The organism is Sphingomonas panacis (genome assembly GCF_001717955.1).
GTDB classification, from domain to species: Bacteria; Pseudomonadota; Alphaproteobacteria; order Sphingomonadales; family Sphingomonadaceae; genus Sphingomonas; species Sphingomonas panacis.
The window spans coordinates 3,409,799-3,434,339 of record NZ_CP014168.1 but is presented as its reverse complement, the minus strand read 5'-3'; the positions used below and the strand labels follow the sequence as shown (position 1 = coordinate 3,434,339).

23 protein-coding genes, 1 tRNA gene and 3 pseudogenes are annotated in these 24,541 nt (G+C 64.2%); 13 read left to right on the top strand and 14 right to left on the bottom strand.

Annotation, left to right across the window (positions count from 1 at the left end; translation table 11 throughout):
- Nucleotide 1: 1 nt before the first annotated feature.
- The 6 genes from J0A91_RS15645 to J0A91_RS15620 all read left to right on the top strand — a co-directional run bounded on the left by J0A91_RS15645 (nucleotide 2) and on the right by J0A91_RS15620 (nucleotide 9,385).
- Nucleotides 2-3,220, top strand: a complete 3,219-nt coding sequence (locus J0A91_RS15645) for an efflux RND transporter permease subunit (RefSeq protein ID WP_206365056.1) — start codon at nucleotides 2-4, stop codon at nucleotides 3,218-3,220.
- Entirely contained in the window at nucleotides 3,210-4,367 is a 1,158-nt protein-coding gene (locus J0A91_RS15640) for an efflux RND transporter periplasmic adaptor subunit (RefSeq protein WP_069205685.1), read from the top strand. The genes J0A91_RS15645 and J0A91_RS15640 overlap by 11 nt, the downstream gene beginning before the upstream one ends.
- The gene (locus tag J0A91_RS15635; protein WP_069205684.1) at nucleotides 4,360-5,814 is read left to right on the top strand and encodes an efflux transporter outer membrane subunit; all 1,455 of its coding nucleotides are present in this window, start codon (nucleotides 4,360-4,362) and stop codon (nucleotides 5,812-5,814) included. The genes J0A91_RS15640 and J0A91_RS15635 overlap by 8 nt, the downstream gene beginning before the upstream one ends.
- A gap of 272 nt (nucleotides 5,815-6,086) precedes the next feature.
- Nucleotides 6,087-6,824, top strand: coding sequence for a hypothetical protein (locus J0A91_RS15630; protein ID WP_069205683.1), 738 nt, complete (start codon nucleotides 6,087-6,089; stop codon nucleotides 6,822-6,824).
- Between the two features lie 203 nt (nucleotides 6,825-7,027).
- Complete coding sequence (locus J0A91_RS15625) at nucleotides 7,028-8,092, top strand: tetratricopeptide repeat protein (RefSeq protein WP_083224702.1); 1,065 nt, start codon at nucleotides 7,028-7,030, stop codon at nucleotides 8,090-8,092.
- Between the two features lie 15 nt (nucleotides 8,093-8,107).
- Nucleotides 8,108-9,385 (top strand): SEL1-like repeat protein, encoded by a 1,278-nt coding sequence (locus J0A91_RS15620; protein WP_240502037.1) that lies wholly within the window; start codon nucleotides 8,108-8,110, stop codon nucleotides 9,383-9,385.
- Between the two features lie 9 nt (nucleotides 9,386-9,394).
- On the opposite strand, the gene J0A91_RS15615 is transcribed toward J0A91_RS15620, so the two are convergent.
- The 3 genes and pseudogenes from J0A91_RS15615 to J0A91_RS15605 all read right to left on the bottom strand — a co-directional run.
- Nucleotides 9,395-9,709 (bottom strand): hypothetical protein, encoded by a 315-nt coding sequence (locus tag J0A91_RS15615; RefSeq protein WP_150126937.1) that lies wholly within the window; start codon nucleotides 9,707-9,709, stop codon nucleotides 9,395-9,397.
- A 224-nt stretch (nucleotides 9,710-9,933) separates the two neighbouring features.
- On the bottom strand, nucleotides 9,934-10,251 hold the full coding sequence (locus J0A91_RS15610) for a hypothetical protein (RefSeq protein ID WP_150126936.1): 318 nt from the start codon (nucleotides 10,249-10,251) through the stop codon (nucleotides 9,934-9,936).
- A 272-nt stretch (nucleotides 10,252-10,523) separates the two neighbouring features.
- Nucleotides 10,524-10,643 (bottom strand): annotated as a pseudogene (locus tag J0A91_RS15605) (integrase core domain-containing protein); the annotation flags it as partial.
- Between J0A91_RS15605 and J0A91_RS15600 the strand changes: the two are divergent.
- Together J0A91_RS15600 and J0A91_RS15595 are read left to right on the top strand one after the other, a co-directional pair.
- On the top strand, nucleotides 10,644-10,874 hold the full coding sequence (locus J0A91_RS15600) for a hypothetical protein (protein ID WP_069205679.1): 231 nt from the start codon (nucleotides 10,644-10,646) through the stop codon (nucleotides 10,872-10,874). It abuts the pseudogene before it with no gap.
- A gap of 134 nt (nucleotides 10,875-11,008) precedes the next feature.
- Complete coding sequence (locus J0A91_RS15595; protein WP_150126935.1) at nucleotides 11,009-11,719, top strand: hypothetical protein; 711 nt, start codon at nucleotides 11,009-11,011, stop codon at nucleotides 11,717-11,719.
- Between the two features lie 177 nt (nucleotides 11,720-11,896).
- Here J0A91_RS15595 and J0A91_RS15590 read toward each other — a convergent pair whose 3' ends face one another.
- Nucleotides 11,897-12,232, bottom strand: coding sequence for a transposase (locus tag J0A91_RS15590; RefSeq protein WP_083224699.1), 336 nt, complete (start codon nucleotides 12,230-12,232; stop codon nucleotides 11,897-11,899).
- A gap of 138 nt (nucleotides 12,233-12,370) precedes the next feature.
- Here J0A91_RS15590 and J0A91_RS15585 point away from each other — a divergent pair.
- A pseudogene (locus tag J0A91_RS15585) lies at nucleotides 12,371-13,519 on the top strand (IS3 family transposase).
- Nucleotides 13,520-13,532: 13 nt separating this feature from the next.
- Here the strand turns inward: J0A91_RS15585 and J0A91_RS15580 are convergent.
- Nucleotides 13,533-14,284 (bottom strand): annotated as a pseudogene (locus J0A91_RS15580) (IS5 family transposase).
- Nucleotides 14,285-14,339: 55 nt separating this feature from the next.
- On the opposite strand from J0A91_RS15580, the gene J0A91_RS24865 reads away from it, so the two are divergent.
- On the top strand, nucleotides 14,340-14,669 hold the full coding sequence (locus J0A91_RS24865) for a DUF5681 domain-containing protein (RefSeq protein WP_240502036.1): 330 nt from the start codon (nucleotides 14,340-14,342) through the stop codon (nucleotides 14,667-14,669).
- 66 nt (nucleotides 14,670-14,735) lie between these two features.
- Here J0A91_RS24865 and J0A91_RS15570 read toward each other — a convergent pair whose 3' ends face one another.
- The 4 genes from J0A91_RS15570 to tnpA all read right to left on the bottom strand — a co-directional run bounded on the left by J0A91_RS15570 (nucleotide 14,736) and on the right by tnpA (nucleotide 17,545).
- Nucleotides 14,736-15,101 (bottom strand): hypothetical protein, encoded by a 366-nt coding sequence (locus J0A91_RS15570; RefSeq protein WP_069203773.1) that lies wholly within the window; start codon nucleotides 15,099-15,101, stop codon nucleotides 14,736-14,738.
- Nucleotides 15,102-15,199: 98 nt separating this feature from the next.
- Nucleotides 15,200-16,753: an IS66 family transposase gene (tnpC, locus tag J0A91_RS15565; protein ID WP_083224481.1), complete on the bottom strand. Its 1,554-nt coding sequence runs from the start codon at nucleotides 16,751-16,753 to the stop codon at nucleotides 15,200-15,202.
- Between the two features lie 61 nt (nucleotides 16,754-16,814).
- Nucleotides 16,815-17,162, bottom strand: a complete 348-nt coding sequence (gene tnpB / locus J0A91_RS15560; protein WP_069203775.1) for an IS66 family insertion sequence element accessory protein TnpB — start codon at nucleotides 17,160-17,162, stop codon at nucleotides 16,815-16,817.
- Nucleotides 17,159-17,545, bottom strand: a complete 387-nt coding sequence (gene tnpA / locus J0A91_RS15555) for an IS66-like element accessory protein TnpA (protein WP_069203776.1) — start codon at nucleotides 17,543-17,545, stop codon at nucleotides 17,159-17,161. The genes tnpB and tnpA overlap by 4 nt, the downstream gene beginning before the upstream one ends.
- Before the next feature lie 303 nt (nucleotides 17,546-17,848).
- Here tnpA and J0A91_RS15550 point away from each other — a divergent pair, with 303 nt between their 5' ends.
- From J0A91_RS15550 to J0A91_RS15540, 3 genes are all read left to right on the top strand, one after another.
- Nucleotides 17,849-18,229 carry a hypothetical protein gene (locus tag J0A91_RS15550; RefSeq protein ID WP_069205674.1) on the top strand — a complete coding sequence of 127 codons (381 nt, stop codon included), beginning with the start codon at nucleotides 17,849-17,851 and terminating at the stop codon, nucleotides 18,227-18,229.
- Nucleotides 18,226-18,450, top strand: coding sequence for a hypothetical protein (locus J0A91_RS15545; RefSeq protein ID WP_150126933.1), 225 nt, complete (start codon nucleotides 18,226-18,228; stop codon nucleotides 18,448-18,450). Before J0A91_RS15550 ends, J0A91_RS15545 begins: the two co-directional genes overlap by 4 nt.
- A 589-nt stretch (nucleotides 18,451-19,039) precedes the next feature.
- Nucleotides 19,040-19,459 carry a hypothetical protein gene (locus J0A91_RS15540; protein ID WP_150126932.1) on the top strand — a complete coding sequence of 140 codons (420 nt, stop codon included), beginning with the start codon at nucleotides 19,040-19,042 and terminating at the stop codon, nucleotides 19,457-19,459.
- A 243-nt stretch (nucleotides 19,460-19,702) separates the two neighbouring features.
- Here J0A91_RS15540 and J0A91_RS15535 read toward each other — a convergent pair.
- From J0A91_RS15535 to J0A91_RS15515, 5 genes are all read right to left on the bottom strand, one after another.
- Nucleotides 19,703-19,778: transfer RNA gene (locus J0A91_RS15535), tRNA-Lys, on the bottom strand.
- Between the two features lie 91 nt (nucleotides 19,779-19,869).
- On the bottom strand, nucleotides 19,870-20,982 hold the full coding sequence (gene rodA, locus J0A91_RS15530; RefSeq protein ID WP_069205670.1) for a rod shape-determining protein RodA: 1,113 nt from the start codon (nucleotides 20,980-20,982) through the stop codon (nucleotides 19,870-19,872).
- Nucleotides 20,979-23,063 (bottom strand): penicillin-binding protein 2, encoded by a 2,085-nt coding sequence (gene mrdA / locus J0A91_RS15525; protein ID WP_069205669.1) that lies wholly within the window; start codon nucleotides 23,061-23,063, stop codon nucleotides 20,979-20,981. Before mrdA ends, rodA begins: the two co-directional genes overlap by 4 nt.
- Nucleotides 23,060-23,575 (bottom strand): rod shape-determining protein MreD, encoded by a 516-nt coding sequence (locus J0A91_RS15520; RefSeq protein ID WP_069205668.1) that lies wholly within the window; start codon nucleotides 23,573-23,575, stop codon nucleotides 23,060-23,062. Before J0A91_RS15520 ends, mrdA begins: the two co-directional genes overlap by 4 nt.
- Nucleotides 23,572-24,471 carry a rod shape-determining protein MreC gene (locus J0A91_RS15515; protein ID WP_069205667.1) on the bottom strand — a complete coding sequence of 300 codons (900 nt, stop codon included), beginning with the start codon at nucleotides 24,469-24,471 and terminating at the stop codon, nucleotides 23,572-23,574. The genes J0A91_RS15520 and J0A91_RS15515 overlap by 4 nt, the downstream gene beginning before the upstream one ends.
- Nucleotides 24,472-24,541: the final 70 nt, after the last annotated feature.

Here is a 24,541-nt window from a genome sequence, read left to right as displayed (position 1 = left end):
CGTGCTGCAACTCGTCAAGCTTGCGCTCAGCAAGCCCTATACGTTCGTCGTTCTCGCCATCCTGATCGTGTTGTCGGGATCGATCGCATGGGTACGCACCCCGACCGACATCTTTCCTGACATCAAGATCCCGGTGATCGCGGTGGTGTGGACCTATCGTGGCCTGCCGCCCGAGGACATGGCCGGTCGCGTCGTCTATTATTACGAGCGCCAGCTTTCGAGCACGGTCAACGATATCGACCATATCGAGAGCCAGTCGCTCAACGGCGTGGGCATCGTGAAGATCTTCTTCCAGCCCGACGTGGATATCCGCACCGCATCGGCGCAGGTGACGGCCGCCTCGCAGACCGTGCTCAAGCAGATGCCGCCGGGCATCACTCCGCCGCAGATCCTCAACTACAACGCCTCGACCGTGCCGATCCTCCAGCTCGCGCTGTCGGCCAAGGATCTGTCCGAACAGAAGATCTACGATCTTGGCCAGAACTTCATCCGGCCAGCGCTCGCCTCGGTGCAGGGTGCCGCGATCCCGTCGCCCTATGGCGGCAAGGAGCGCCAGATCCAGATCGATCTCGACCCCGACGCGCTTCAGGCCCGGCATCTGTCGGCGAGCGACGTCGGTGCCGCGCTCGCGGCGCAGAACCAGATCGTTCCGGCGGGCACCACCAAGATCGGCCAGTACGAGTATAACGTCCGCCTCAACAACTCGCCCGAGGTGGTCGAGCAACTCAACGACCTGCCGATCAAGACCGTGGATGGCGCGACCGTGACGATGCGGGACGTGGCGCATGTCCGCGACGGATCGCCGCCGCAGCGCAACGTGGTGCGCGTCGATGGTGGCCGCGCGGTGCTGATGACCGTGCTGAAGTCGGGCGCGGCATCGACCATCGCGATCGTCGATCAGGCAAAGGCGCTGCTGCCGAAGATCCGCGAGACGCTGCCGCTCTCGCTCAAGGTGCAACCGCTGTCGGACCAGTCGCTGTTCGTGAAGGCGGCGGTGTCCGGCGTCATCAAGGAAGGCGTGATCGCGGCCGCGCTCACCTCGCTGATGATCCTGCTGTTCCTCGGCTCGTGGCGATCGACCGTCATCATCGCCGCCTCGATCCCGCTCGCCATCCTCGCCGCCGTGGCGGGGCTGGCGATGGCGGGGCAGACGCTCAACATCATGACGCTGGGCGGGCTGGCGCTCGCGGTCGGCATCCTCGTCGATGACGCGACGGTGACGATCGAGAACATCAACTGGCATCTCGAACAGGGCAAGCCCGTGCGCGCCGCGATCCTCGACGGCGCCGAACAGATCGTCGGCCCGGCGTTCGTGTCGCTGCTGTGCATCTGCATCGCCTTCCTCCCGATGTTCTTCCTGCCCGGCGTCGCCGGCTTCCTGTTCGCACCGATGGCGATGGCGGTGGTGTTCGCGATGATCGCGTCGTTCGTGCTGTCACGCACGCTCGTCCCGACGATGGGCAACTATCTGCTGCGCCAGCACGCAACCGAGCACACGTCCGATGTGATGGTAAGCCACGACGCCATGTCTGGTCGGCCCGAGAGCCGCAACGTGTTCCGGCGCTTCCAAAGCGGATTTGAGCATCGCTTCGAGGCAGTGCGCGGCTATTACGTCGCTTTGCTCGACTTCGCACTCGCCCGGCGGCGCGTGTTCGTGCCGGCGTTCATGGCCGCCGTCCTCGTCTCGTTCGCGCTGGTGCCGATGCTCGGTCGCAACTTCTTCCCGACCATCGACGCCGGACAGATCAACCTCCATGTCCGCGCGCCGATCGGCACGCGGATCGAGGAGACCGCAGCGATGTTCGACCATGTCGAGGATCGCATCCGCTCTGTCATCCCGCCGGATGAACTGGTGTCGATCGTCGACAATATCGGCATGCCGGTGTCGGGCATCAACCGCGCCTATTCCAACACCGGCGGCGTCGGCCCGCAGGACGGCGACATCCTCGTCACGCTGTCGGAAGACCATAAGCCCACCGCCGGCTATGTCCGGCGCTTGCGCAAGGTGCTGCCCGATGCGTTTCCCGGCTCGGTCTTCTCGTTCCTGCCCGCCGACATCATCAGCCAGATCCTGAACTTCGGCGCGCCCGCACCGATCGACGTGATGGTGACCGGCAGCGACATCAAAGGCGGCAAGGTCTATGCGCAGGCGCTTGCCGAGAAGATGCAGCATATCCCCGGCATCGCGGACGTGCGCGTGCAGCAGACCGAGGCCTATCCCGAACTCGGCTTCGACGTGGATCGCGCGCAGGCCGACCGGGTCGGCATCACCGAAAACGACGTGACCCGCAGCATGGCGGTCAATCTCGCCGGCAGTTTCCAGGTCGCGCCCGCCTTCTGGCTCAACCCGAAGAACGGCGTTTCGTACCCGATCGTCGTGCAGACGCCGCAATATCGCACCGACAGCCTGTCGGCGCTCCAGAACCTGCCGGTCACCGGCCCTGGCGGGACTTACCAGCTTCTCGGCGCGCTCGGCACGCTCCACCGCGAGCCGTCGCCGGCGGTGGTGACGCATTACGCGGTGCAGCCGTCATACGACGTCTATGCGACCACGCAGGGCCGCGATCTCGGTGCGGTTGCCGCCGACATCCAGAAGGTGCTCGACGACGCCAAGGGTACGTTGCCCAAGGGGTCGAGCGTGAAGCTGCGTGGCCAGGTCGAGACGATGAACACCGCCTTTTCGGGCCTGATCTTCGGCCTGATCGGCGCGATTGTGCTGATCTACTTGCTGATTGTCGTCAACTTCCAGAGCTGGGTTGATCCAACCGTCATCATCTCCGCTTTGCCCGCCGCGCTCGCCGGGATCGTCTGGATGCTGTTCGCGACCCATACGCCACTCTCTGTGCCGGCACTCACCGGCGCGATCATGTGCATGGGCGTGGCGACCGCGAACTCGGTACTGGTAGTTAGCTTCGCGCGCGAACGTCTCGCGGCAACAGGCGATGCGCTCCTTGCCGCAGCAGAGGCGGGTGCAACCCGCTTCCGCCCGGTGCTGATGACCGCCCTCGCCATGATCATCGGCATGGCGCCGATGGCGCTCGGTCTCGGCGAAGGCGGCGAGCAGAACGCGCCGCTCGGTCGCGCCGTGATCGGCGGGCTGATCTGCGCGACGCTCGCCACGCTCGTCTTCGTTCCCGTCGTCTTCTCGATCGCGCACCGCAAACAGCGGCGCGCCGCTTCCGCCCCTCTTGTATCTGGAACTCTCGCTCATGCAGGCTGAACCCGTTCAGGCCCCGGCGCCGAAAGGCCTCAAAACCGCCGGTATCGTCGCCGTGGTGACGGCGGTCGGCATCGTCGCCGCAGGCGCGCTGGTGCGCCGGGGCGACACGCATGAGGCGCAGAGCTGGTCGGACGCGCGCTCGGTGCCGACCGTCCATCTTGTCGCCGTGAAAGGATCGTCGGCGAGCGACGCGCTGACCTTGCCCGGCACGATGCAGGCGTGGAACGCCGCCAAACTGTACGCGCGCGTCGGCGGCTACGTCAGCGCGTGGTACAAGGATATCGGCGCGGTCGTTGGCGCGGGAACGCCTCTCGGCAAGATCGACACGCCCGAACTCGACCAGCAGATCGTCTCCGCGCGCGCCGCCCTGGTCAGTGCGCAGGCGCATGCCAGCCTCGCGCGCAGCACGGCGGCACGCTGGAACGATCTGCTGACCGACAATTCGGTGTCGAAACAGGAAGCGGACGAGAAGAACGGAGACCTCGCGGTGCGCAATGCGGCGGTACAGGCCGCGCGCGCCGATCTTGGCCGGCTGCTCGCGCAAAAGGCATTCTCGACGGTGCGTGCGCCGTTCGCGGGAACCGTGACCTCGCGCAACTCCGACATCGGCGATCTGGTCGGCCCGGGCGCATCGGCGCAGCAGCCGATGTTCTCGGTCGCCGACACGCGCAAGATCCGTATCTATGTCAGCGTGCCGCAGAATTATTCCGCCGGGATGACGCCGGGGCTGAGCGCGACGCTGACAACCCCCGATTACCCCGCGCGCAGCTTCAGCGCGCATGTCATCGGCAATTCCGGCGCGATCAACCAGCAGACCGGCACCTTTCAGGTCCAGTTGATCGCCGACAATGCCGATGGCGCGCTCAAGCCCGGCGGCTACGCGCAGGTCCGCTTCGATGTGCGCGGCCAAAGCGGGACGGTGCAGATCCCGTCGAGCGCGCTGATCTTCCGCGCGCAGGGCACGCAGATCGCAACGGTCGGCGCGGATCATCATGTCCACCTGCGCGCGATCACGATCGGTCGCGATCTCGGGCAGACCGTCGAAGTGACCTCGGGCCTGTCGGCGGCGCAGAAGATCGTCGACAACCCGCCGGATTCCTTGGCGAACGGCGAATTGGTGCGCGTCGAGGATGCCAAGCATGGCTAAGCGCGCGTGGCCCGCACTGGCGCTCCTGGCCACCACCGCCGGGTGCTCGTTCGCGCCAGCCTATCATCCGCCGGTCACGCCAGCGGTCACGGCGTTCAAGGAGGCCGGACCCTGGCAGCCCGCCACCCCCGCCGACACGGCAGCGCGCGGCGACTGGTGGGGGGTGTTCCGCGACCCGACGCTCGACGCGCTCGAACGGAAGATCGCGACCGACAACCCGACCTATGCCGGCGCGCTTGCCCGCTATGATGCGGCGCGCGGCTACCTCGGCCAAAGCCGCGCCGCGCTGCTGCCGCAATTGGGAGCCGATGCCAGCATCACCCGCAATCGCCAATCCGACAATCGCCCCTTACGCGGTGCGAACCAGCCCGACGTCTACAGCGCCGACACGGTCGAGGCGAGCCTGGGCTATGAACTCGATCTGTGGGGCCGCGTTCGCAACACCGTCGCGGCGGGCAAGGCGGAGGTGCAGGCCTCGGGCGACGATCTCGCCGCGATCCGGCTGAGCTTGCAGGCCGAACTCGCCAACGATTTCATGGCGCTGCGCGGCTATGATCGGCAGGCCGTTTTGCTGACGCAAACCGTGGATGCCTTCGCCAAGGCCGATCACCTGATCGCGCGCCGCTTCCAGGCCGGAATCGTCAGCGGAATCGAGACGAGCCGCTCGGGTGCGCAACTCGCCGAAGCGCGTGCGCAGCTCGCCGATGTCGCGGGGGCACGCGCGCTGACCGAACATGCGATCGCGAGTCTGGTCGGCACGCCTGCATCGAATTTCACCATCGCGCCGGTCGCCACCGATTTCGATGTGCCCGCCGTGCCGCTCGGGCTGCCCGCCACGCTGATCGAACGCCGCCCCGACGTGGCGGCTGCCGAACGCCGCGTCGCCGCCGCCAATGCCGGGATCGGCGTCGCCAAGGCGGCGTTCTTCCCCGCGATCCGATTGGGGGCGAGCGGCGGGTTCCAGAATACCGGACTGCCGGGGCTGTTCTCGGCACCCAACGAAATCTGGTCGATCGGGCCGAGCGCGGTGCTCACCCTGTTCGACGGCGGACGCAGGCGCGCCGAACTCGCCGTCGCGCGCGCGCGTTGGGCGAGCGCGGGGGCGGACTATCGCGCCACCGTCCTGACGGCGTTCCAGCAGGTCGAGGACAATCTGGCTTTGCTCCACCACCTTGGTGATGAGGCTGCGGCCCAGGACGAGGCCGTGCGGCAGGCGGCGATGACGGAGCGGCTTTCGCTCAACCGCTACAGCAAGGGCGCCGTCACCTACCTGGAGGTGTTCACCGCCCAGACGACGGCGCTTCAGGCGCGGCGCGCAGCGCTGGATCTGGACACCCGGCGGCTGCAGGCGAGCATTCGTCTGATCCGCGCGCTGGGTGGGGGGTGGCCGTCCAGCAACGTGTTCGCAAATCGCAAAACTCCCGTGACGCCAGTGCAGGGGCAGTGAAGGACGTCAAGCGAGGTGTCGCGTCTCGCAACGGATTGGACCCACGCGCGCTCCAACGCGATTTGTGACGCGCCAAGTCTGCTCTCACCGATAGCGGCCGACGCCGCTTGGCTTGTGAATGACCGACAGCGTGAAGGAAAATCGTGCAACTTATGTGTACGATTTCTCAAAGGTAGGCGGCTCGGGGCAGGTAAGGCCCCGTATCACCGTCGATTGTTACACATGCAGACAATCGCGTTGCCCCCGGCACCGCGGCGCGGCAGAAGCGCGGCATGATAGCTGCTCTTTCCGCTACCCTGGTTTCGCTGTCGGCCGCCGCACAGCGCGACGATCTGCCGCCGGTCAGCTATCCGATCCTCGCCGAGACCGCGCGCGACGCGAAGGGCTTCGTGCCCGGCGGCTGGAAGCTCGAGATACAGGACACGGGTGACCTCGATGGTGACGGGCTGCCGGACCTGGCGTTTGCCGTTCACCAGCGGGACCCAAGCAATATCGTGCCCAACGGTCCTTTGTGTGGCGACACCCTCGATACCAACCCGCGCATCCTCGCGGTCGCCCTGGCGCAGCGCGGTGGCGGCTATCGCCTCGCGACGCAGAACCACAGCCTTGTCCCGCGCCGCGACAATGCCTGCGCCGAGGACGGGTTCGATTCCGAGGGCGTCATTGGCGGCGGAATGGATGTCATGCGTGGTACGCTCCGGGTCCGGCTTGGTCGGTTCATGAGCGCGGGCGGTTGGAGCATGGGCTCCATCACGTACACGTTCCGCTGGCAACAGGGCGCACTGCGGTTGATCGGATATGATTATACGAACGTACAGCGCAATAACGGCGAGATGAAAACCCTCAGCATCAACTACGTGACCCGCCGGGTGAAGATCGGCGCAGGCTCGGTCGGCGACGGTGATGTGAAGACGCGGTGGTCGACGGTTCCTGTCCGGCCGCTTCTCACGATTGACGAGATTGGGGATGGCCTCGAATTCGATCCGAACGGGCTCGTCGGTAGTCTCTGAAGGCGAGGCGAGCCGTGGTCGCATCGCACTGCCCGGGTCACGTTGCTCCCGGCGTGGCAACGGCGCGCCTCATCCTCCCGACCGTACCAGCAGCGGCTCTGGCGGCGGACGCTGGCCGCGCTCTCCGGCCCGGCACTTTTCCACAGTCCCGCAACACGCCGGGGCGAACATGACAATCGTCCACGCCTGATCTAGGCTGCTGCATGTTCTTTGGCCGCCGAGTCCCGCAGCGTCAGGAGCCGGCTCTAGCGAAGACCGCGCTTTCCCGCAGCTTGCTCCTTTCGTTGCTGGCATGCGTTGCGCTCGGCGATCCCGCTGCCGCGCAGGACGCCGCAGCTGACATGCCCGTCGGGGTGGGCCAGGAGCAGGAGGCGTCGGCCGGCGGCGTGGCGCGGCTCGATCCGACTTGCGAGGCGGATGATGCCGAAGCGTGTACCGCGCTCGCCTATCAACTCCTCGAAGGCGATGGCGCACCGAAAGATGCGGCCGCAGCGCTGCGGCTCTTTGCCCAGGCGTGCCAGTTCGGCAGCATGCGGGGCTGCACGATGGCCGGATATGCCTATGCCGAAGGGGACGGCGTGGAGGCAGACCTGACACGCGGCCTGTCTTATTACGCTTTTGCCTGTCGGGGCGGCGAGGCGACCGCATGCTCCAACCTTGGCCTTGCCTACGCCGCCGGGAAGGGCGTCCCCGAGGATGCCGTTCGAGCCCGCGTCCTGTTCAAAGATGCTCGTGACAAGGGCGGATGGGGCGGCTGCGCCAACCTCGGGGCGTCCTACTCGCTCGGCCGGGGCGTCAGGCGCAACCAGGTCCGTGCGGCACGGCTGTTCCGGAAGGCCTGTGACGGCGGCGACCAGCACGCCTGCTACAACCTCGGCGTGCTGTATCGCGATGGTCTGGGCGTCTCGCGCGATTACAAACGAGCGGTGACCTTGTTCGAGTCCTCCTGCGCCGCGCAGAATTCGACCGCATGCGGCAATCTCGGCCTGATGGTGGACGACGGGCGGGGCGGCGCAAAGGACCGCCAGCGCGCGCTTGAATTGTTCGATAAAGCCTGCGCCCTCGGCGAGCCCGAGAGCTGCTTTTCGCTGGGTCGGGCATACCAGACCGGGAACGGCCGCGAACGCGACGATGCCCGCGCGGTCGCCTTGCTGGAACGCACGCTGGCGCTAGACCCGGAAACGGCCTCCGCCTCAGAGGCCGAAAAAGCCCTCGCGCTCGCCCGGCCACCGACGAAGGATGCGGAGGCTCCGGCTAGCAAACCATGAGAGGCGTACAGCACGATGATGACGCGCATAGTTGATGGCCTGATATTGCTGTGCGCAGCCATGATCTTGGCCTGCCTCTGGGCCGGGGCGCCGGTCGCGGCGCAATGGCAGGCCGAGGAAACCGTTCTGACCTGCCGGTTCGAGGGGCAGGACCGTGTCGCGTCCGTTTCGCTCAGGGGCACCCGGGCGATCTATCGCGATGGCCGCGCCGGGCAGACGCCAAAACTCACTTTGTCCAGTTCGCTGGCCGATCTCGATTATCGGCGTGAGGACGGTGCGGGCGATACGATCGACGAGATCGCGACCTTCGCGGATGGCGACACCGTGTACCGCTTAGCAGCGGGGTTCAGGAGCGGTGCGCAGCCAGACCCGTCTGAGCTTCGTCCGTTCGGGCTGTTGATCGTGAGCCGGGTGGGCAAACCGCTCGAAAAGCTGTCCTGCGTTCCGGCCAGCATCGGGAGAAATCCAGACCGCCTGTTGGCGCGCATGCGCAACGCCGGCCGCGAGCGGACGTCTGACGGCGTAACTTTTCCCAACTATCCGATCGAGCCGCCGATCCGCGCCGCGGACGCGCCGGCCTGCAAGGCGGAGAACAATGTCGACACATGCTGGAGCCGCGGTGTCGGCGCGGCGCGGCGCGGCGATCTGCGCGGCGCGCTCGAACATTTCGACATGTCTTGCGACGCCCGCATCGGCACCATGGGCTGCTACGAGGCGGGCAAGCTCTACCTCCACAGTCGGCAACTCCGCGATTTCGCTCGCGCGAAGCAACGGTTCGCACGAACTTGCGATGGCGACGATTCCGGGCAGGGGCCTTATGCCTGCAAATACTTGGGGTGGATGTATTTCACCGGGACCGGGGCTTCGCGCAATCTTGATGAGGCATTTGGTGCGCTCGCGCGGGCCTGCTTCCTGCACAATGACGAGATCCTCATCGATCCAGAAGGATGCCACTTCCTCGGCAAGACCGTGCTCGAATTGCGCGGTCGTTCGCAGCGCGATGAAGCTAAGGCGGATTATCTCGCTTACATCGCATTTGCGCAGGGCTGCACCGACGGCGCCAAGACGGTCTGCGATGAGGCGCGCGCGCTCTATCGTCGCGATGCCGCGCGCGCCGCGGTCTGGACAAAGCGGTGCGACGACGACGCCAGCGGGCATGGCGCGATCAGCAAGTGCGCCGACCTAGCAATAAGCGGGGACGATTATGATGCCACGCAAGCCGCACGACGGCAGCTTGCCTCGCTGTTTCGCGCGGTATCGGCGTCGCAAGAGGCACATCCGCACGTACGATGAGGGTGTCTCTTACGGCGGCGTCCGGCCGTTGATTGTCCCGGGCCAGCCCGGCTCGATATCTTCTTTGACCATCGCGACCGGAGCCGGGGGTGCCGGCCTAAGCGTGATCTGATAACGATCGTCACCGTCCAGCCCATCCTTGCTCAATGTGTCGCGGCCCGCGAAACACGCTCTCACGCGGTAGCTCCCCGGCGTGGCGGGGATCGTATCGATCGGGTCGCCGGTGCATTCACGGATATCGATGTGTTCTGGCGGGATCTCGATATTCGCCTCCGCGACATGATCCAAATCGTCGAGAATCAAGGGCGGAGCGGCGAGAGCCACATCGATTCCGACGGCGCCGAACGGCTGTTCGCGCGTTCGCCTGCTCTCCGCGGATGCGGCATGATCTCGCAGGCGATGCTCCGCTGCAGCGTAGAGATTTCAGCCCGCATATCTCGTCTTGAGCACCCAGAGCACGTAAATAGACAGGATCGGGACGATGGCGCCACCGAGCCGGGCCGCCCCTTGCAGAATGTATAAGGCCGGGAAGCTGTTCAGCAGTATGATCACCGTGATGGCGGTCGCGATGAATCGCGCCCATGGCGCAGATGTCGCAAGCCCCGCCCGACAGCGTATAAAAGCACGCCGAACGATGCGGCGATCAGCGCCAGCACCGCGATCAGCCCGAAAATCGCGGCGGCCATACCATTCAGCAACGACATGATTTCGCCCGCGCCGCTCGCCGCATTCGCGATCAGCCCAATGAGTCCGTACTGCGTCACGCTGAGGTAGTCGGGCCTAGGCTGGGTGGCGGATGGCGCGACTATGCAGGCTGCGATGCCCACCGTGATCGCCAGCGCTGACGATAGGAGCGCCGTCGCCAAGCCGATGATCCTGAACCCGGTGGCGACGATGACGCGGTGGTTCGGCAATGGGATATTCCTTCGACGAAGCAAGCGGAGCGTCGAGATGCGGCGTAGCCGAGTGGCCCCTAAACAGCCAGACAGAGGCATTGCTGCTGGTCAAGGCGGGCGATCCTGGGTGGACAGGATCAGATAACTGCTTGTTCGTTTATGGGTTGGCGCTCGGGCGCATAGAGGTGGCTCGGTTTGTTTGGACAGTCTCGCGCGATTGCTAAGTGGAGCGCCTGCCGGTTTCATGCCGCTGCGAGAAGCGGTTGGTTGAAGTAAGCCTGATCGGGCGTCTTGCGGTCAAGCGATGAGTGCGGGCGGCGACCGTTGTAGAAGGTCAGATACCGGCCAAGCGAGGCGCGGGCATGAGGCTGCGCCGGGCGCAACGGACCGTTCACGGGCACCGCCGGCCGAACGTGATCTATTCCGAACAGCTCCAGCCGATCACTAACATTACCTACCGACTAGGCGACGGCAAGCCGGTCGAAACGAAGCGCATCGATGCACCGGCGTTTGCCGAATGCGACCTTTACGCTGCCGCGCCGTTAGAGCGCCAAATTGCTTTGCTCGGTTCACACCTGCGCTATTACCCCTAAGGATTGGCGCTTCGCGTTGCAAGGGCGCAGAGTATCGGGCATGGTCATCGGACGACGGGAGAGTGCTGATGCGGGATATCTTGAACTGCAGTGAGCGGGGCGGAGCATATGCGGTGCGGAGCATAGCAGCGGGCATGATAGCCGTTAGCGCCCTTACGCTGGCTGGGTGCGGTGGCAACAGCGGGTCTGGCACAGCCCCGCAACAGGATATTCCAGCGGCATTCGATACAGCCGCGCGCGCGCTCTCGGCCCAAGGCTATTCGTTGGCGAGCTGCGTCGCCATCGCGGACGACAAGGAGAAACTGGCTTGTTATGCCGCGCTAGGCTTCAAGGATAAAAGTGATGTCTCGAAAGTCGAGGCACTGGCCGGCGCCTCGGACATAATGAGTGGGAAGCGCTGGCAGATCACGGCGCCAAGCCCGGGCGGGAGCGACAGCTTCCAGGGCACAGCCACGTTGACGTTGGCTTCGCTCCCCAACGAGGGGCCGATGGCGTTCCGTAATACGCGCATCTTGCTGCGCTGTCCGGCAAACTGGGGCAGTTCAAACAACCAGAAATGGACTGCGTCGATCGATCTGCCTTCCGATGTGTCTTATGATTCAAACAGCAAGGATCGCGGCACCATGGCGATCGAAGTTGATGGTAAGCCCTTCAGTGCAGTCCAGTTCTCACGCACCAGTTTCAACGTGGCAGACGATCAAGCGACGGCGTTCCGCGATGCGGTCGTCGCTGGCAAGGCATTGTCCTTCACGGTGAAGACGACCGACGGGAAGACCGGAGCGACGAAAACCCCGCTCCCGGACGCCACGGGCCTGAAAGAGTATTTCACGAAGTTCTGTGCGTAGGGCGCGGCACGCGTTCCAGAAGAGAGCGCCCACTTCGCGGTCGATCATTGACCAGCGCCTCGATGCGCTGGCGTTCGGAAGGCAGGTCGAGGAGGAAGAGTATCCGGGGCACGCCGCGGCCGCTTGAACAATCCAAGGTCCGGCCGACTCATCAAGAGTGGTGCAGCTAAAGAGTTCTTAGGCGGCGTGGACAAATTTGAGCCAGTATCTGGCGGTAGCGAGATGGACCATTCCGAGGAAACTGCTGGCCAGTTGATCGTATCGGGTCGCGATGGCGCGGTTGATCTTAAGCTGGCCGAACATTCGTTCGATGCGGTTGCGCTGTTTGTAGAGCGTCCGATCATAGTCGATTTTCACGCGGCGGTTTGATCGGCCGGGGATTACGGCTTTGATCTTTCGTTCGGCAAGGTCGGCGCGGATCGCGTCCGCGTCGTAGCCTTTGTCCGCGAGTAGGGCGTCCGGTGCCTGCTCGGGCAGATCAATCAGGGCATTATATGCCTTGCTGAGCTGCACCCGGTTCCGCGGACACCAGGTTAGGCTACGTTAGCGTGCTTCTCGAAGTCCATGGGGCTGAGATAGCCCAAGGTCGAGTGAGCTGCAGCCGGTTTCGTGGACACCAAGATAAGGTGTTTTTGGAACCGGAGGGTGATGATGCAACGACGGAAGTTCAGCCGGGAGTTCAAGCTCGAGGCGGTGAAGCTGGTATTGGAGCGGGGCGTTTCCGCAGCGCAGGCGGCGCGGGATCTCGACGTGCACGCCAACGTACTGCGCAAATGGATCCGCGAAGCGGAAGGCGATCCTGGATCGGCCTTTCCCGGCCACGGCAACCTGAAGCCAGAGCAACAGGAGATTGAGCGGCTGCGCCGCGAGTTGGCTCGGATGAAGGCGGAGCGCGACATCCTAAAAAAAGCGGCGGCCTACTTCGCGAAGGACTCGATATGAGGTTCGCCTTCATCGCGAAGCACCGGGGGATCTGGCCGGTATCGTGGATATGTGAGGCGCTCGGGGTCTCGCGCAGTGGGTTTTACGCCTGGCTGGTGCGTGCGCCGAGCGTGCGTTCGCGCAGCGACGAGGAGTTCGGCGCCAGGATCCGCGCAAGCTTCATCTCCAGCTATCGCACCTATGGCGCACGGCGTGTCTGGCATGATCTTCTGGCCGAAGGCCTGTCATGTGGGCTGCACCGCGTCGAACGACTAATGCGGGCGCAGGGTCTCAAGGCTCGCCCCCGGCGTCGCGGCCTGCCCAAGGACGAAGGCCAGCGGTCGATGATCGCCGGCAACGTGCTCGATCGTCAGTTCACCGCCGATGCGCCGAACCAGAAGTGGGTGGCAGACTTCACCTACATCTGGACGGCGGAGGGGTGGCTATATTTTGCGGCCGTCATCGACCTGTTCTCACGCCGCGTGGTCGGCTGGTCGATGAACGATGCGATGACGGCGCAACTGGTCACCGACGCGCTGATCATGGCGATCTGGCGACGCGGCAAGCCCGATGCCCTGCTGCATCACTCGGACCAGGGCCAGCCAATATACCAGCGAGCAGTTCCAGCGGCTGATGGCCGATAACGGCGTCACTTGCTCGATGAGCCGGTCGGGCAACGTCTGGGACAATGCGGCGATGGAGAGCTTCTTCTCCTCGCTCAAGACCGAACGGATCGCGCGGAAAACATACCGAACGCGCAATCAGGCACGGGCCGACGTGTTCGATTACATCGAGCGCTTCTACAACCCGACACGCAGGCACTCGACCTTGGGCTATCTCAGCCCCATGGACTTCGAGAAGCACGCTAATGTAGCCTAGGGTGTGTGGGGATTCATCGTGAATTGATGACGGCAGCGGCAAGGTAGATCATGGCCTCGAAGCTGCGGTCGGTTTTGCAAGCACGCATGGCGATGCGCTTAAACTCTTTCAGTTTGCAGAAGAAGTTCTCGATGAGGTGCCGCCAGGTGTAGATGTCGGTGTCGATTTTGAGCTTGAGCGCGCGCCCGGGGTGCTGCGAGATGACGACGGATGCGCCACGATCGTTGAGTTCGGCGACGAGCGCGTTGCTGTCGAAGGCCTTGTCGGCGATCAGGCCGTCAAAGGCGATGCCGTCGATCAGCGGGGGCACCTCGACGCTGTCGTGGCGCTGGCCCGGCATCAGTCTGAACCGCACCAGATTGCCCAGCGCGTCGGTGAGCGCCAGGATCTTGGTCGTCATGCCACCTTTGGAGCGGCCAATGGCCTGGCTCTGAGTCCCCCTTTTGCGCCCTGCCCGTGGCGGTGGACCTTGACCATCGTGGCATCGACCATGGCATATTCCATATCCGGCTCATCCGACAGCGCATCGAATATGCGCCTGAAAACATCGGCTTCCCGCCAGTCTCGGAACCGCCGGAACGCCGTGCTCCAGTTGCCGAACCGCTCCGGAAGATCGCGCCAGGGACTGCCCGTGCGAACGATCCACAACACCGCCTCCAGAAAAAGGCGGTTGTCCTTTCCACTACGTCCCGGATCGCTCCGCTTACCCAGACAGTGGGGCTCGATCTTCGCCCATTGGGCGTCCGTCAGAATATCTCGATCCATCCAAAGCGTGAATCACATCCAACCCTGTTTGTGAATCCCCACACGCCCTAATCTGGTGTTCGCGGAACCGGGTGCAGCTCAGGGCTTCGTACCCACGCCCGCGCCGGCGAACGGACGTTGGGAACGAGGCGAAAGCGGCAATCCGCGCGGGCGACCGCCGGGGCGTCCAGACGCACGCACCAAGATTGCTCGCGCACTTATGGATGACGGCCCAGCGATTGCCCGTGTCGTGGTTGACGCTGCGCTGGCGGGCGACCTCCAAGCCTGCAACATCGCGCTGGCCCGGATCGCCCCAGCTATCAAGCCACAGGCAGAGCGTGTGTCGTTTGATTTCGACGCGACCGCACCGATCAGTAAGCGTGGCCTGAAGGCCGCGGAACGGTGATAGTTGGTGGTTGCGACCGTCCGGCCGTTGCTGGAGATCGCTAAGAACTGCCTTGGACTACGGCTGTCACGCGCTGACCTGAAGCCTCGGATCGTTCGGATCAAAGTCGTCCACGAAGCCTTGCCAAACGGCGTCCCGCCAGAGGGCATCGTTTAACTCGTTGGCGCTGTTGTAAATCACTGTGTGTGGGTATTCGGCGTTGCCGGGGCCTTGGCCCCAGGTGAGATGAACGATAGCGAAGCGGCCATCCTTGCAAACAGTCAGAATGTCGTCGTTGCTGTCAGCACGGCCGATCACTTCGCACCCTGCAGACCAAAGTGGATGATCCGGCGACAGCTCCTTTGCCAACTGGCGCGGCAAACCCTCCCGCTCGACGTCATGTTCAAGGGGGCGCCAAGGCGCAACAAAGGCAACATCAGAAGCGTCGACCATCGTGCAAAAGAAGCGATCAGTATGTCGAATGTCAACGGTTGCTTACGGGGCGGCCACACCTGCTTTTAGTGGTCGTGTATGGCGAATTGCGACATTGCTTATGCGGCTTCGGCGATCGCCTGAAAGTCTGGGCGCCAGTTCCACGGCATGAGTTCGTCCCAGCGCGCGGCAGGCCAGTTGCCGGCGATTTTGGCGATGACGTCGGCTATATAGGCCTGCGGCTCGACACCGTTGAGCTTGCAGGTCTCGATGACCGTGTAGATCGCGGCAGCGCGTTCGCCGCCAGCCTTCGATCCGGCGAACAGCCAGTTCTTGCGGCCGATCGCGATGCTGCGGATCGCACGTTCGGCGATGTTGTTGTCGATCTCCAGCCGGCCGTCGTCGAGGAACCGCGTGAGCGCGGTCCAGCGCTTGCGGCCATAGGCGATCGCCTTGGCCATCTCGGACTTTGGCGAGAGGCGTCGCAAGGCGTCGTCGAGCGCGATGCGCAACGCCTCGACCAAGGGTGCGGTTCGTTCCAGCCGGCCTCGTCGACGAACGTCTGGCGGGTGGCCGCGGATCTCGTCCTCGATCCGATAGAGGTTGGTGATACGGGCCAGCAGGTCGGTGGTGAGCGACGTCGGCTTGGTCGCGTGGATATCGAAAATCTTGCGCCGGAAATGCGCCCAGCAGGCGACCTCGGTGACGCGGTTGGTGCTGTAGAGCTTGTCGTAACCGGCATAGCCGTCGGCCTGCAGGAACCCGGTAAAGCTGGCGAGCTGCTGTTGGGGATGACTGCCGGTGCGATCCTGAGTGAACTTATACCAGACCAGCGGCGGCGTGGTGGCGCCCGAGGCGCGATCGTCGACGACATAGGCCCAGATCCTGCCGGTCGCGGTCTTGCCGCGCCCGGGATCGAGCATCGGCACGGGCGTGTCGTCGGTATGGATCTTGGTTGCGGTGAGCCCGACCTCGCGGATGCGGCTGACGATCGGATCGAGCAATGCTGATGCCTGACCGGCCCAGCCGGCGAGCGTCGAGCGATCGATATCGATGCCCTGCGCGGCCATCATCTCCGCCTGGCGGTAGAGTGGCAGGTGATGGTCGAACTTGGCGACCACGACATGGGCGAGCGTTCCGAACGTCGCCTTGCCGCGCGCGATAGCCTTTACGGGTGCCGCTGCCTGCACGACCTTCTCGCAGGCGCGGCAGCTATACTTGGGCCGGATGGTACGGACGACCCGCCAATGGACCGGCACGGCGTCGAGCATCTCGTCGCTATCCTGACCCAGTGGGCGCAAGAGCCCGCCGCAATCGGGGCAGGTGCAGTTGCCGTGCTCGGGCTCGATCCGCTGTTCTTCACGCGGCAGATGGGCCGGGAGCGCTCGAACCGGCGCGTGCCGATCGAGGGTGGCAGGATCGACGCGCCGCGCGCTCACCGTGGCGGCTTCGGCCTCGAGCTCTTCGAGCGCCAGCTCGAGCTGAGAAATCTCGTGGTTGAGCTTCTCGGACGCCTTCCCGAACTGCATGCGCTTGAGGCGGGCAAGCTGCACGCGCAACGTATCGATCAGGATATCGCGAGCGGTAATATCGGCGTGGGCGGTCGCCAATGCGGCTTCCAGCTCGGCGATCCGAGCGTCTTTATCAGGGGCGGAAAGGGCTGCGTCCGACACCGCGAATATATATCAGATCGTGGGTTCCAGAGCCAGAAAAAGCGCAGGAATCCGGGCATTTTTAGCCCGCCAGCGACGGTGTGAATGTGCGCTCCGGCCGCCGCCAGTCGATGCCTTCCAACAGCATTGAAAGTTGTGCCGCGGTCATCGCTACCGTGCCGGTTGGGGTCGACGGCCAGATGAACCGGCCTCGATCCATGCGCTTGGAGAACAGGCACAACCCCTGGCCATCATACCAGAGCAGCTTGACCAGATCGCCGCGCTTGCCCCGGAACGCGAACAGCGCGCCGGAATGCGGACTCTGCTCCAGCGCCTGCTGCACCAGCACCGCCAGGCCATCGAACCCTTTGCGCATATCGGTCGCGCCGCACGCCAGAAATATCCGTGTCAGCGGGGGAAGCGGGATCATCGTGCCAGGACACCGATCACCCGCGATAGCGCCTCGGCATCGACTGATGCGTCAACTGTCAGCCGCACGCCAGACGGGAGCTCGATCCCGATCTGCCCGCTACCCGGCGCGGCCGACGACGGCGCCGGCAACATCACCGCAGGCTCGCTGATCTGGACCTCGGCAAAGCTCGGCACCGCTGGCTTGGTGATCCCGGTCAGCGCCCCCGACATCGCCTGGCGGCGCCAGGTGTAGATCGCGCCGCTGCCGACCTCATGGCGCTCGATGGCCGCGCGGACCGAGCCTTCGGGCCCAAAGGCATCGCGCAGGATCGCCAGCTTCTGCTCGACGGTCCAGTGCCGCCGCCCTGACACCCGGCCGACAATCTCGATCCGACTACTCATACGACCGCTCGTATGACTGCTCGCTCCATCGCCCGCTGACCCGCTCTCGTCCGACATCATCGCCCCGCTCAAAGGGCGGCTATCAGCCCGTCGAGAGCCCCGCCCGCAAGGCGGCCTTCAGACCTCGCTTACACCGATCACGCATCAAATCGAAGCAGTGCTCACCGCCATCGCTGCGGGCGTCTTAGCGCCAGATGTGGGGCAAACGATCATCGCTTCACTTGGGACGCTCTCAGACGCGCGTGCCGCCGCCGACCTCGAAGCACGCATCATCACACTCGAAGCCAAGGAGGCAAGGTAGCAATGTCGTATATGAGCTGGGAACCGCGCTATCGCGTTACGACGATCGCACCGGGAAAGCTGGATATCTTTGTGGTCACGCTCGTCGATGGTCGTCGCGCTGCCGTGGACGCTATCACGGAATACGAAGCCGCGCTCACCAGAGCCAACGCTTTCAGCAACGAGCACCCCAATCGTTGCCAGATCAAAGTACTTCCGTTGACGTATGCGGAGTTCTGCAACCTCTTCAACGTCACGCTTCCCGAACAACCCGAGCCGTCAGACCCGGCGGAGCGGAAATACGTCACCGAACTGCTTCTGCACATCGCGCGGAACACCAACGATGGTGATGCACGGTCGGACGCGCTCGACCTGCTTTTGAAATCGGGAGTCATTCAGTCATGATGAGCAACTTGCATCCGAATGACGTCAAAGTCTTCGCTCCGACCACCGAGCAACTGGATTTGATGTTGGCGCGCTCGGTTGAACGCGCTGCCGCCGAGCGTGAAGCGCGGATTCGCGCTGAGGCTTGGCCGCGAGACGTCGAGGACATGCTGACCACGCTTGCGGCGAAGGCGCTCGCTTTCGAGGCGCGGCTAGCGGCTCTGGAAGCCGAGCGGGGGTAAAGGCCATGGCAGGTGTCCGCTCCATGCTAACGCGAGTACAGCGCCTAGAGCAGGCTCGCGCACCCACTTCGCCCTTCGTGCGGGCTTACGGGTCGTTTGAGGCGTTCGCTGACTTCGTGCGGGCTGAAGTTGAAGCTGGGTTGATCGACCGGCGCGATATGCTCGGTGCCGATGGAAACGGGGGCGTGCTGCGCGCGCTCCTTCGCTGGGATCGCGAGGGTATGCGGAGGGCGGTAGGTGCGTAGGCGCAGCGCCGGGGCGGTTGTCCGCGCTGCGAGCGCGGTTCGGGGGGTAAGGTGCCGCGCACAGCGACAGCGTTGCGGGACGGTACGCACGCCGCCGCACCAGCATAGGAAAAGCCACCCCGTCGCTCATTGGCAGGGTAGGTGCCCGGTTTGCGCTTAGTCGGGCCGAGGACCAGCGGACGGTCCCTCGTTAATCGAACATCCGCAGCAGCGGGGAGTATCTCCTTTCACTCCTGACGCTGTCGGCGCCCCGCGCCTTCGGGTGCGGGGCATCGTAAGCAACCCGCGAATGCGTTATCGTATGGGGATGATCCAAACTGACCATCCCGCAAGCATCACTTATCGTGGCAATCGTCGGCTTAATTGCTGGATTCGCCGGATGGATAGGACGCGGCCTAACGTTCCTTTTAAACCGCTGGTGGACAGGTGCTCCTCAAAAGGAACAGGCAGCTTACCTTAATAGCGTAGCCGATCTTGCCTCTAAGCTCCGAACTCACGGTATGACCATAGAAGAAGTCCGGGAACTAGAAGCAATTGTCCGCAATCCTGCCGTCGTCGGCAGCGTTGGAGCTACCAGAGTTGTAGAAGTGATGTCTGAGGATACTAGTGATCCGCAAGCATTTCAGTCGAATATAGCAATGAAAGCCCGAACGGGTGCCGCATACACTGTGGCTGACGCATTGCTTGAACAAGCTATAATGGACCTCCGCCTCGTAATAGGCGAGCATGAGTATGAAGTTTTTGAAGTCGCTCACCAAAAATAGCGGGAGTACCGTAGCGCGCTTGAGGATTGCGCACTTCGAGAGTTTGAGGACGGCACCCATGCAACACTAGCGCTCGCTCTAGCCGGGCTGAGCGAAACAGAACGCCGAACTAACGAGGTCAAGGCGCAGGTCGCCGAGAGAACCGCTCGCTAGCTCCGGGTCTTACGAGAAACTTATGGGGCCTGCCGCAGCGCGCCACCAAACCTGAACCTTGCAGGTAACGCTTTGAAATCAAACAAAAAATGGTGGACGCACTTGGGCTCGAACCAAGGACCCGCTGATTAAGAGTCAGCTGCTCTACCAACTGAGCTATGCGTCCATTCCTGTAGCAGCGAGAGCTGCTTGGCAGCACCACCGCGTCGGGAGGTGCGCTGTTACCATCCGCGCGGCGGGATGCAACCCCTTTTTCGCTACCAGCGCACAGTTTTGCGATTTTGCCGATCGATCGACATCAACACCCCCAGACACAGCATCACCGTCATCTGCGCGGAGCCGCCGAAGCTGATCAGCGGCAGCGGCACGCCGACCACGGGGGCGAGGCCCATTACCATCGCCATGTTGATCGACACGTAGAAGAACAGCGTCGTTGCCAGTCCTGCCGCGGTCAGGCGGGCGAAACGGCTTTCTGCATGCTGCGCGACGTTCATGCCCCAGTAGATGATCGTGAAGAACGCCGCGATCAGCAGCACGCCGCCGACCAGACCCCATTCCTCCATCATCGTCGCCAGCGCGAAATCCGTGTGGCCTTCGGGCAGATAGTCGAGATGGCTTTGGGTGCCGTTGAGGAAGCCTTTGCCGAAAATCCCGCCGGATCCGATCGCAATCTTCGACTGGCTGATGTGATAGCCGATACCGAGCGGATCACTTTCGGGATCGAGGAACACGAGGATGCGGTTGCGCTGATAGCCGTGCAGCACGAAGTTGACCGCGAGCGGCACTGCGGCGCCCACCGCCAGCCCGCCGCCGATGAACAGGCGTAGCGGCACGCCCGCCAGGAACATCACGGTGATTCCACTCGCCATGATCATCAGGGCAGTGCCGAGATCGGGCTGCTTCATGACCAGCGCGGCGGGCAGCAGGATCAGCGCCGCGGCCGGCCAGATCGCGCTAAACCGTCGCGTTTCTCCAGCCGGAAGACCATCGTAGAATTTGGCGACCGCCAGCACGATCGCCAGCTTCATCAGTTCGGAAGGTTGCAGGCGGATGATGCCGAGATCGAGCCAGCGCTGACCGCCGCCCCGGACAGCGCCGATCAACTCGACCAGCACCAGCAGCACGACCAACACACCATAAGCCGGCAGGGCCGCCTTGCCGAACGCGGAGACGGGTACGCGCGACAACACGATGGCGCCCAGCAGGAACACGAAGAAGCGAATGCCCTGCGATAGCGCCCAGGGCCGGATGCTGCCGCCGGACGCCGAATACAGCACGAGCAGATCGAAGCCGCCGATCGCCAGCGTCAGCAGGATGATGAGCCACGGGAGTTGCGAAATCGGTTTGGGGACGTAGTCGCGTGCGCTCATTGGTCGCGCTCCGTGGTCCCGTCGGCGGCGATGCTGTTGCCGGCGGCACTGGTGCGTGCGACCGACTCCGCTGCGGAAATATCGGCTGCGCTGGCGGCGTTTACGGCGGGCGCCTCGGTCGGCGCGGTGGCGTTGAGTTCGGTCTGCACCGCAACCGCCGGCGGCGGGGCATTGGCAGCCGCGCGGTAGGCGGTCGCCTCGGCGGCCATACGGGTGCGGATGTCGCCGCCCCAGGTCGGCTCCAACTCGGCGAGGGTCGCCATCGCTTTGTCGCGGTCGAACAGATACGTCATGATGTCGCGGCCGATCCCCGGCGTATCGAGATTGCGCACGGTGTGCCCGCCATGTTCGAGCACGACCGCGGTGGCATAGCGGGGCTTGTCGGCCGGGGCGAAGCCGATGAACAGCGCATGGTCGCGCAGCTTGAACGGCAGCGAGGCGTTCTTGAGCACGCCCGAACTGCGCTCCGCCATCGAAATGCGCCGAACCTGCGCGGTCCCGGTCTTGCCGGCAAGCGCAACGCCTGGGATCTGCATACGCGCCGCGCCACCGGTGCCGCCGGCGTTGACCACGCCGAACATCGCATCGCGCACCACCGCGAAATGCTCGTCGGAGATCGACAAATCTGCGGGGGCGGGGGAATGGCCGGCCAGGATGCTTGGGTAGAGAATCTTGCCCGATGCGAGCCGCGATGCCATCACCGCGAGCTGAAGCGGGTTGGCGAGCACATAGCCTTGGCCGATCGACGCGTTGAGCGAATCGGCGACGGTCCATTGCTCCTTGTATTTCCGTAACTTCCACGCCGGATCTGGCACGGTGCCATAACGCTGGCTGCCAAATGGCAAGTCGAATTTCTGGCCAAGCCCCATCGCGCGCGCGACCGGCGCGATCGCGTCATAGCCCACGCGGCGCGCCATCTCATAGAAATAGATGTCGCAGCTCTGCATGATCGCATTCTTGAGATCGAGCGGCCCGTGCCCACGCTTCTTGTGGCAGTGGAACACGCCGTTGCCGACGCGCAGCGCGCCCGAGCAATTGACGCGCATCCCCGGATCAACGCCGGCGGCGAGCAGCGCCAGACCGTTCATCGGCTTGACCGTCGAACCTGGCGGGTAGAGCCCCTGCAATACCTTGTTCATCAACGGAACATGGTCGTTATCCGACAGCATCTTCCATTCAAGATGGCTGATCCCGTCGGAGAAGCTGTTCGGATCGTAAGCCGGCATCGAAACCATCGCGAGCATCTCGCCGGTCAGGCAGTCGATCACCACCGCAGAGCCCGAGTTGGTGCCAAGCCGCCGCGCAGTATATTCCTGCAGGCCCGCGTCGATCGTCAGCCGGGTCGTCCGGCCGGGCGTGTCAGGGCGGGTGGCGAGTTCACGCACAAGCTTGCCGCGTGCGGTGACCTCTACGCGCTTGGCGCCGGGCTGGCCGCGCAACTGGTTTTCCAGCGTCTTTTCAAGACCATCCTTACCGAGTTTAAAACCCGGAACGAGCAACAAAGGATCTTTGGTCTTGAGATATTGCTCCGCAGACCCAGCCCCGACATAGCCGGTGAGGTGCGCTACCGCCGCTCCCAATGGATAGCTGCGCGCGAAACCGCGCGTTGGCGCGACGCCGGTCAGTTCGGGTAAATGGACACTGACCGCCGCGAACCGCTCCCAATCGAGATTGTCGGCGACCTGTACCGGTTGAAAGCCGGCGGCGTGTTTCAGATCGGTTGCGATCCGGGCCACTTCCTCAGGCGGGAGGTTGAGCAAACGCTGCAACTCGACAAGGATCTTGTCCTTGTCCTCGAGCAGATCGGGAATCAGATCGACGCGGAAATCGGTACGATTGTTGGCGATCGGCGCGCCGTGACGATCGACGATCCAGCCGCGGCGCGGCGGCACCAACGTCATGTTGACCCGGTTGCTTTCGGACAGCAGGCTGTAATGCGCATTCTCGGCGATCGCGAGCCAGGTCATGCGGCCGGCCAGCACCAATGCCACGCCACCCTGCGCCGCGCCCAGCATCAGCGCGCGGCGTGAAAAGCTATAGGTTTGCGTAGCTTCGGTGAGGATACGCGGTGGGCGGCTCATGCCGGTTCGTAATCCCGATCGAGCCAGGCGCAAAGCAACGAAATAACCGGAAACAACAACACCGAGGTGAGCACCTGGAGCAGCAGGACGGTATCGACATGGGTGCCGAACGGCACCGCAACCAAGCGACCGCAAATCAGGTAGAAGGCGGTGCCGCCCGCCGCGATCAGCCAATTCTGCCAAAAATCCCGGAACACCAGCCGCTCGTCGATCATATCGATCATGAAGAAGCACAGCGTCCAGGTGGTGATGCCCAACCCGAACGGCTGGCCGCTCAACAGATCATCGAACATGCCGAGCGCGAGGGGTGCCCAGACCGGGATCGCCTCCCGCCGGATCAGTCGCCACGCGAGCAGCATCAGCAGCCCGACTGGCGGCAAAAAGGGGAAGGAGGCGATCGTCGGCCAGATGGTGACGCAGGAGCCAGCCATCACCGACAGCGCGGGCAACAGCCGGCCGACGCGCGAATCCGGGGTCTCGTCGAAGGGACCGCGGCGACGCGGGGATCTCACGGCTTCTTCACCTTGGGGGTCGGCGTCGGCGTTGGGGTCGGGGCTGGCGCGGGGGGCGGTAGATAGGCACGCTGGACCAGCGCGAAATCGAGCGTGCTCGGCCGCGCCGCAGCTTCGGCGACCACGATGTCACGGCCGTGGCGCAGCACCCGCGCCACCGGAATGTTGGGGGGATAGACCCCGCCGGCGCCGGAGGTGACAAAGACTTCACCCGGCGAGAAGGTGGCCGCGGCGTTGCTGACCGAGCGGATATCGACCAGACCGTCGCCGCGCCCCTGCGCGAGTGCGGGCAAGCCGTCGCGGGTGCGCCGCACCGGTATCGAGCTTTCGGGATCGGTCAGCAGCAGCACGCGCGCGGTGTTCGGGCCGGATTCGAGCACCTGGCCGATCAATCCTTCTGGGCCGAGCACGGGCTGACCATGTTCTACGCCCTGCCAGGCACCGGCATTGAGCGTCGCGAAACGCCGCGTGCTTGCTGGCGAGGAACTCACCAACCGCGCGGTCGTGACCGGTACGCCAACCCGCTCACGTAGCGCGAGCAGCCCCTTCAGACGGCGATTTTCATAGTTGATCGCCCGTGCCCGCATCGTGATCGCGCGTTCATCGGCGATCTGCTTGCGCAGGGCGGCATTCTGGTCATGGACCGCGATATAGCTGCCCAAGCCGTCCGGCACCGAGCCGACCGAGCGGCCGACGAAGGCGAACGCCGAAGACACGGGCGCGCTCACTTCCGCGATCGCGGTGCGCGCCGCGCCGAACGTGTTCGGATCGAAATAGGACAAAGCAAGCAGGATCGCGCCGACCAGCGCACCCGCCACAGCGAACACATAGGTTGCGAAAACGCCATATTGCGCCCGGCGCGAAAACCCCGGACGCCGGTTATTCGACGGCGCCATCAATCCCTCGTTCGAAGCCCGCCCGGGGCAATTGGAAGCCTGACGCCCCGTACACAGGGCCGGTGATCTT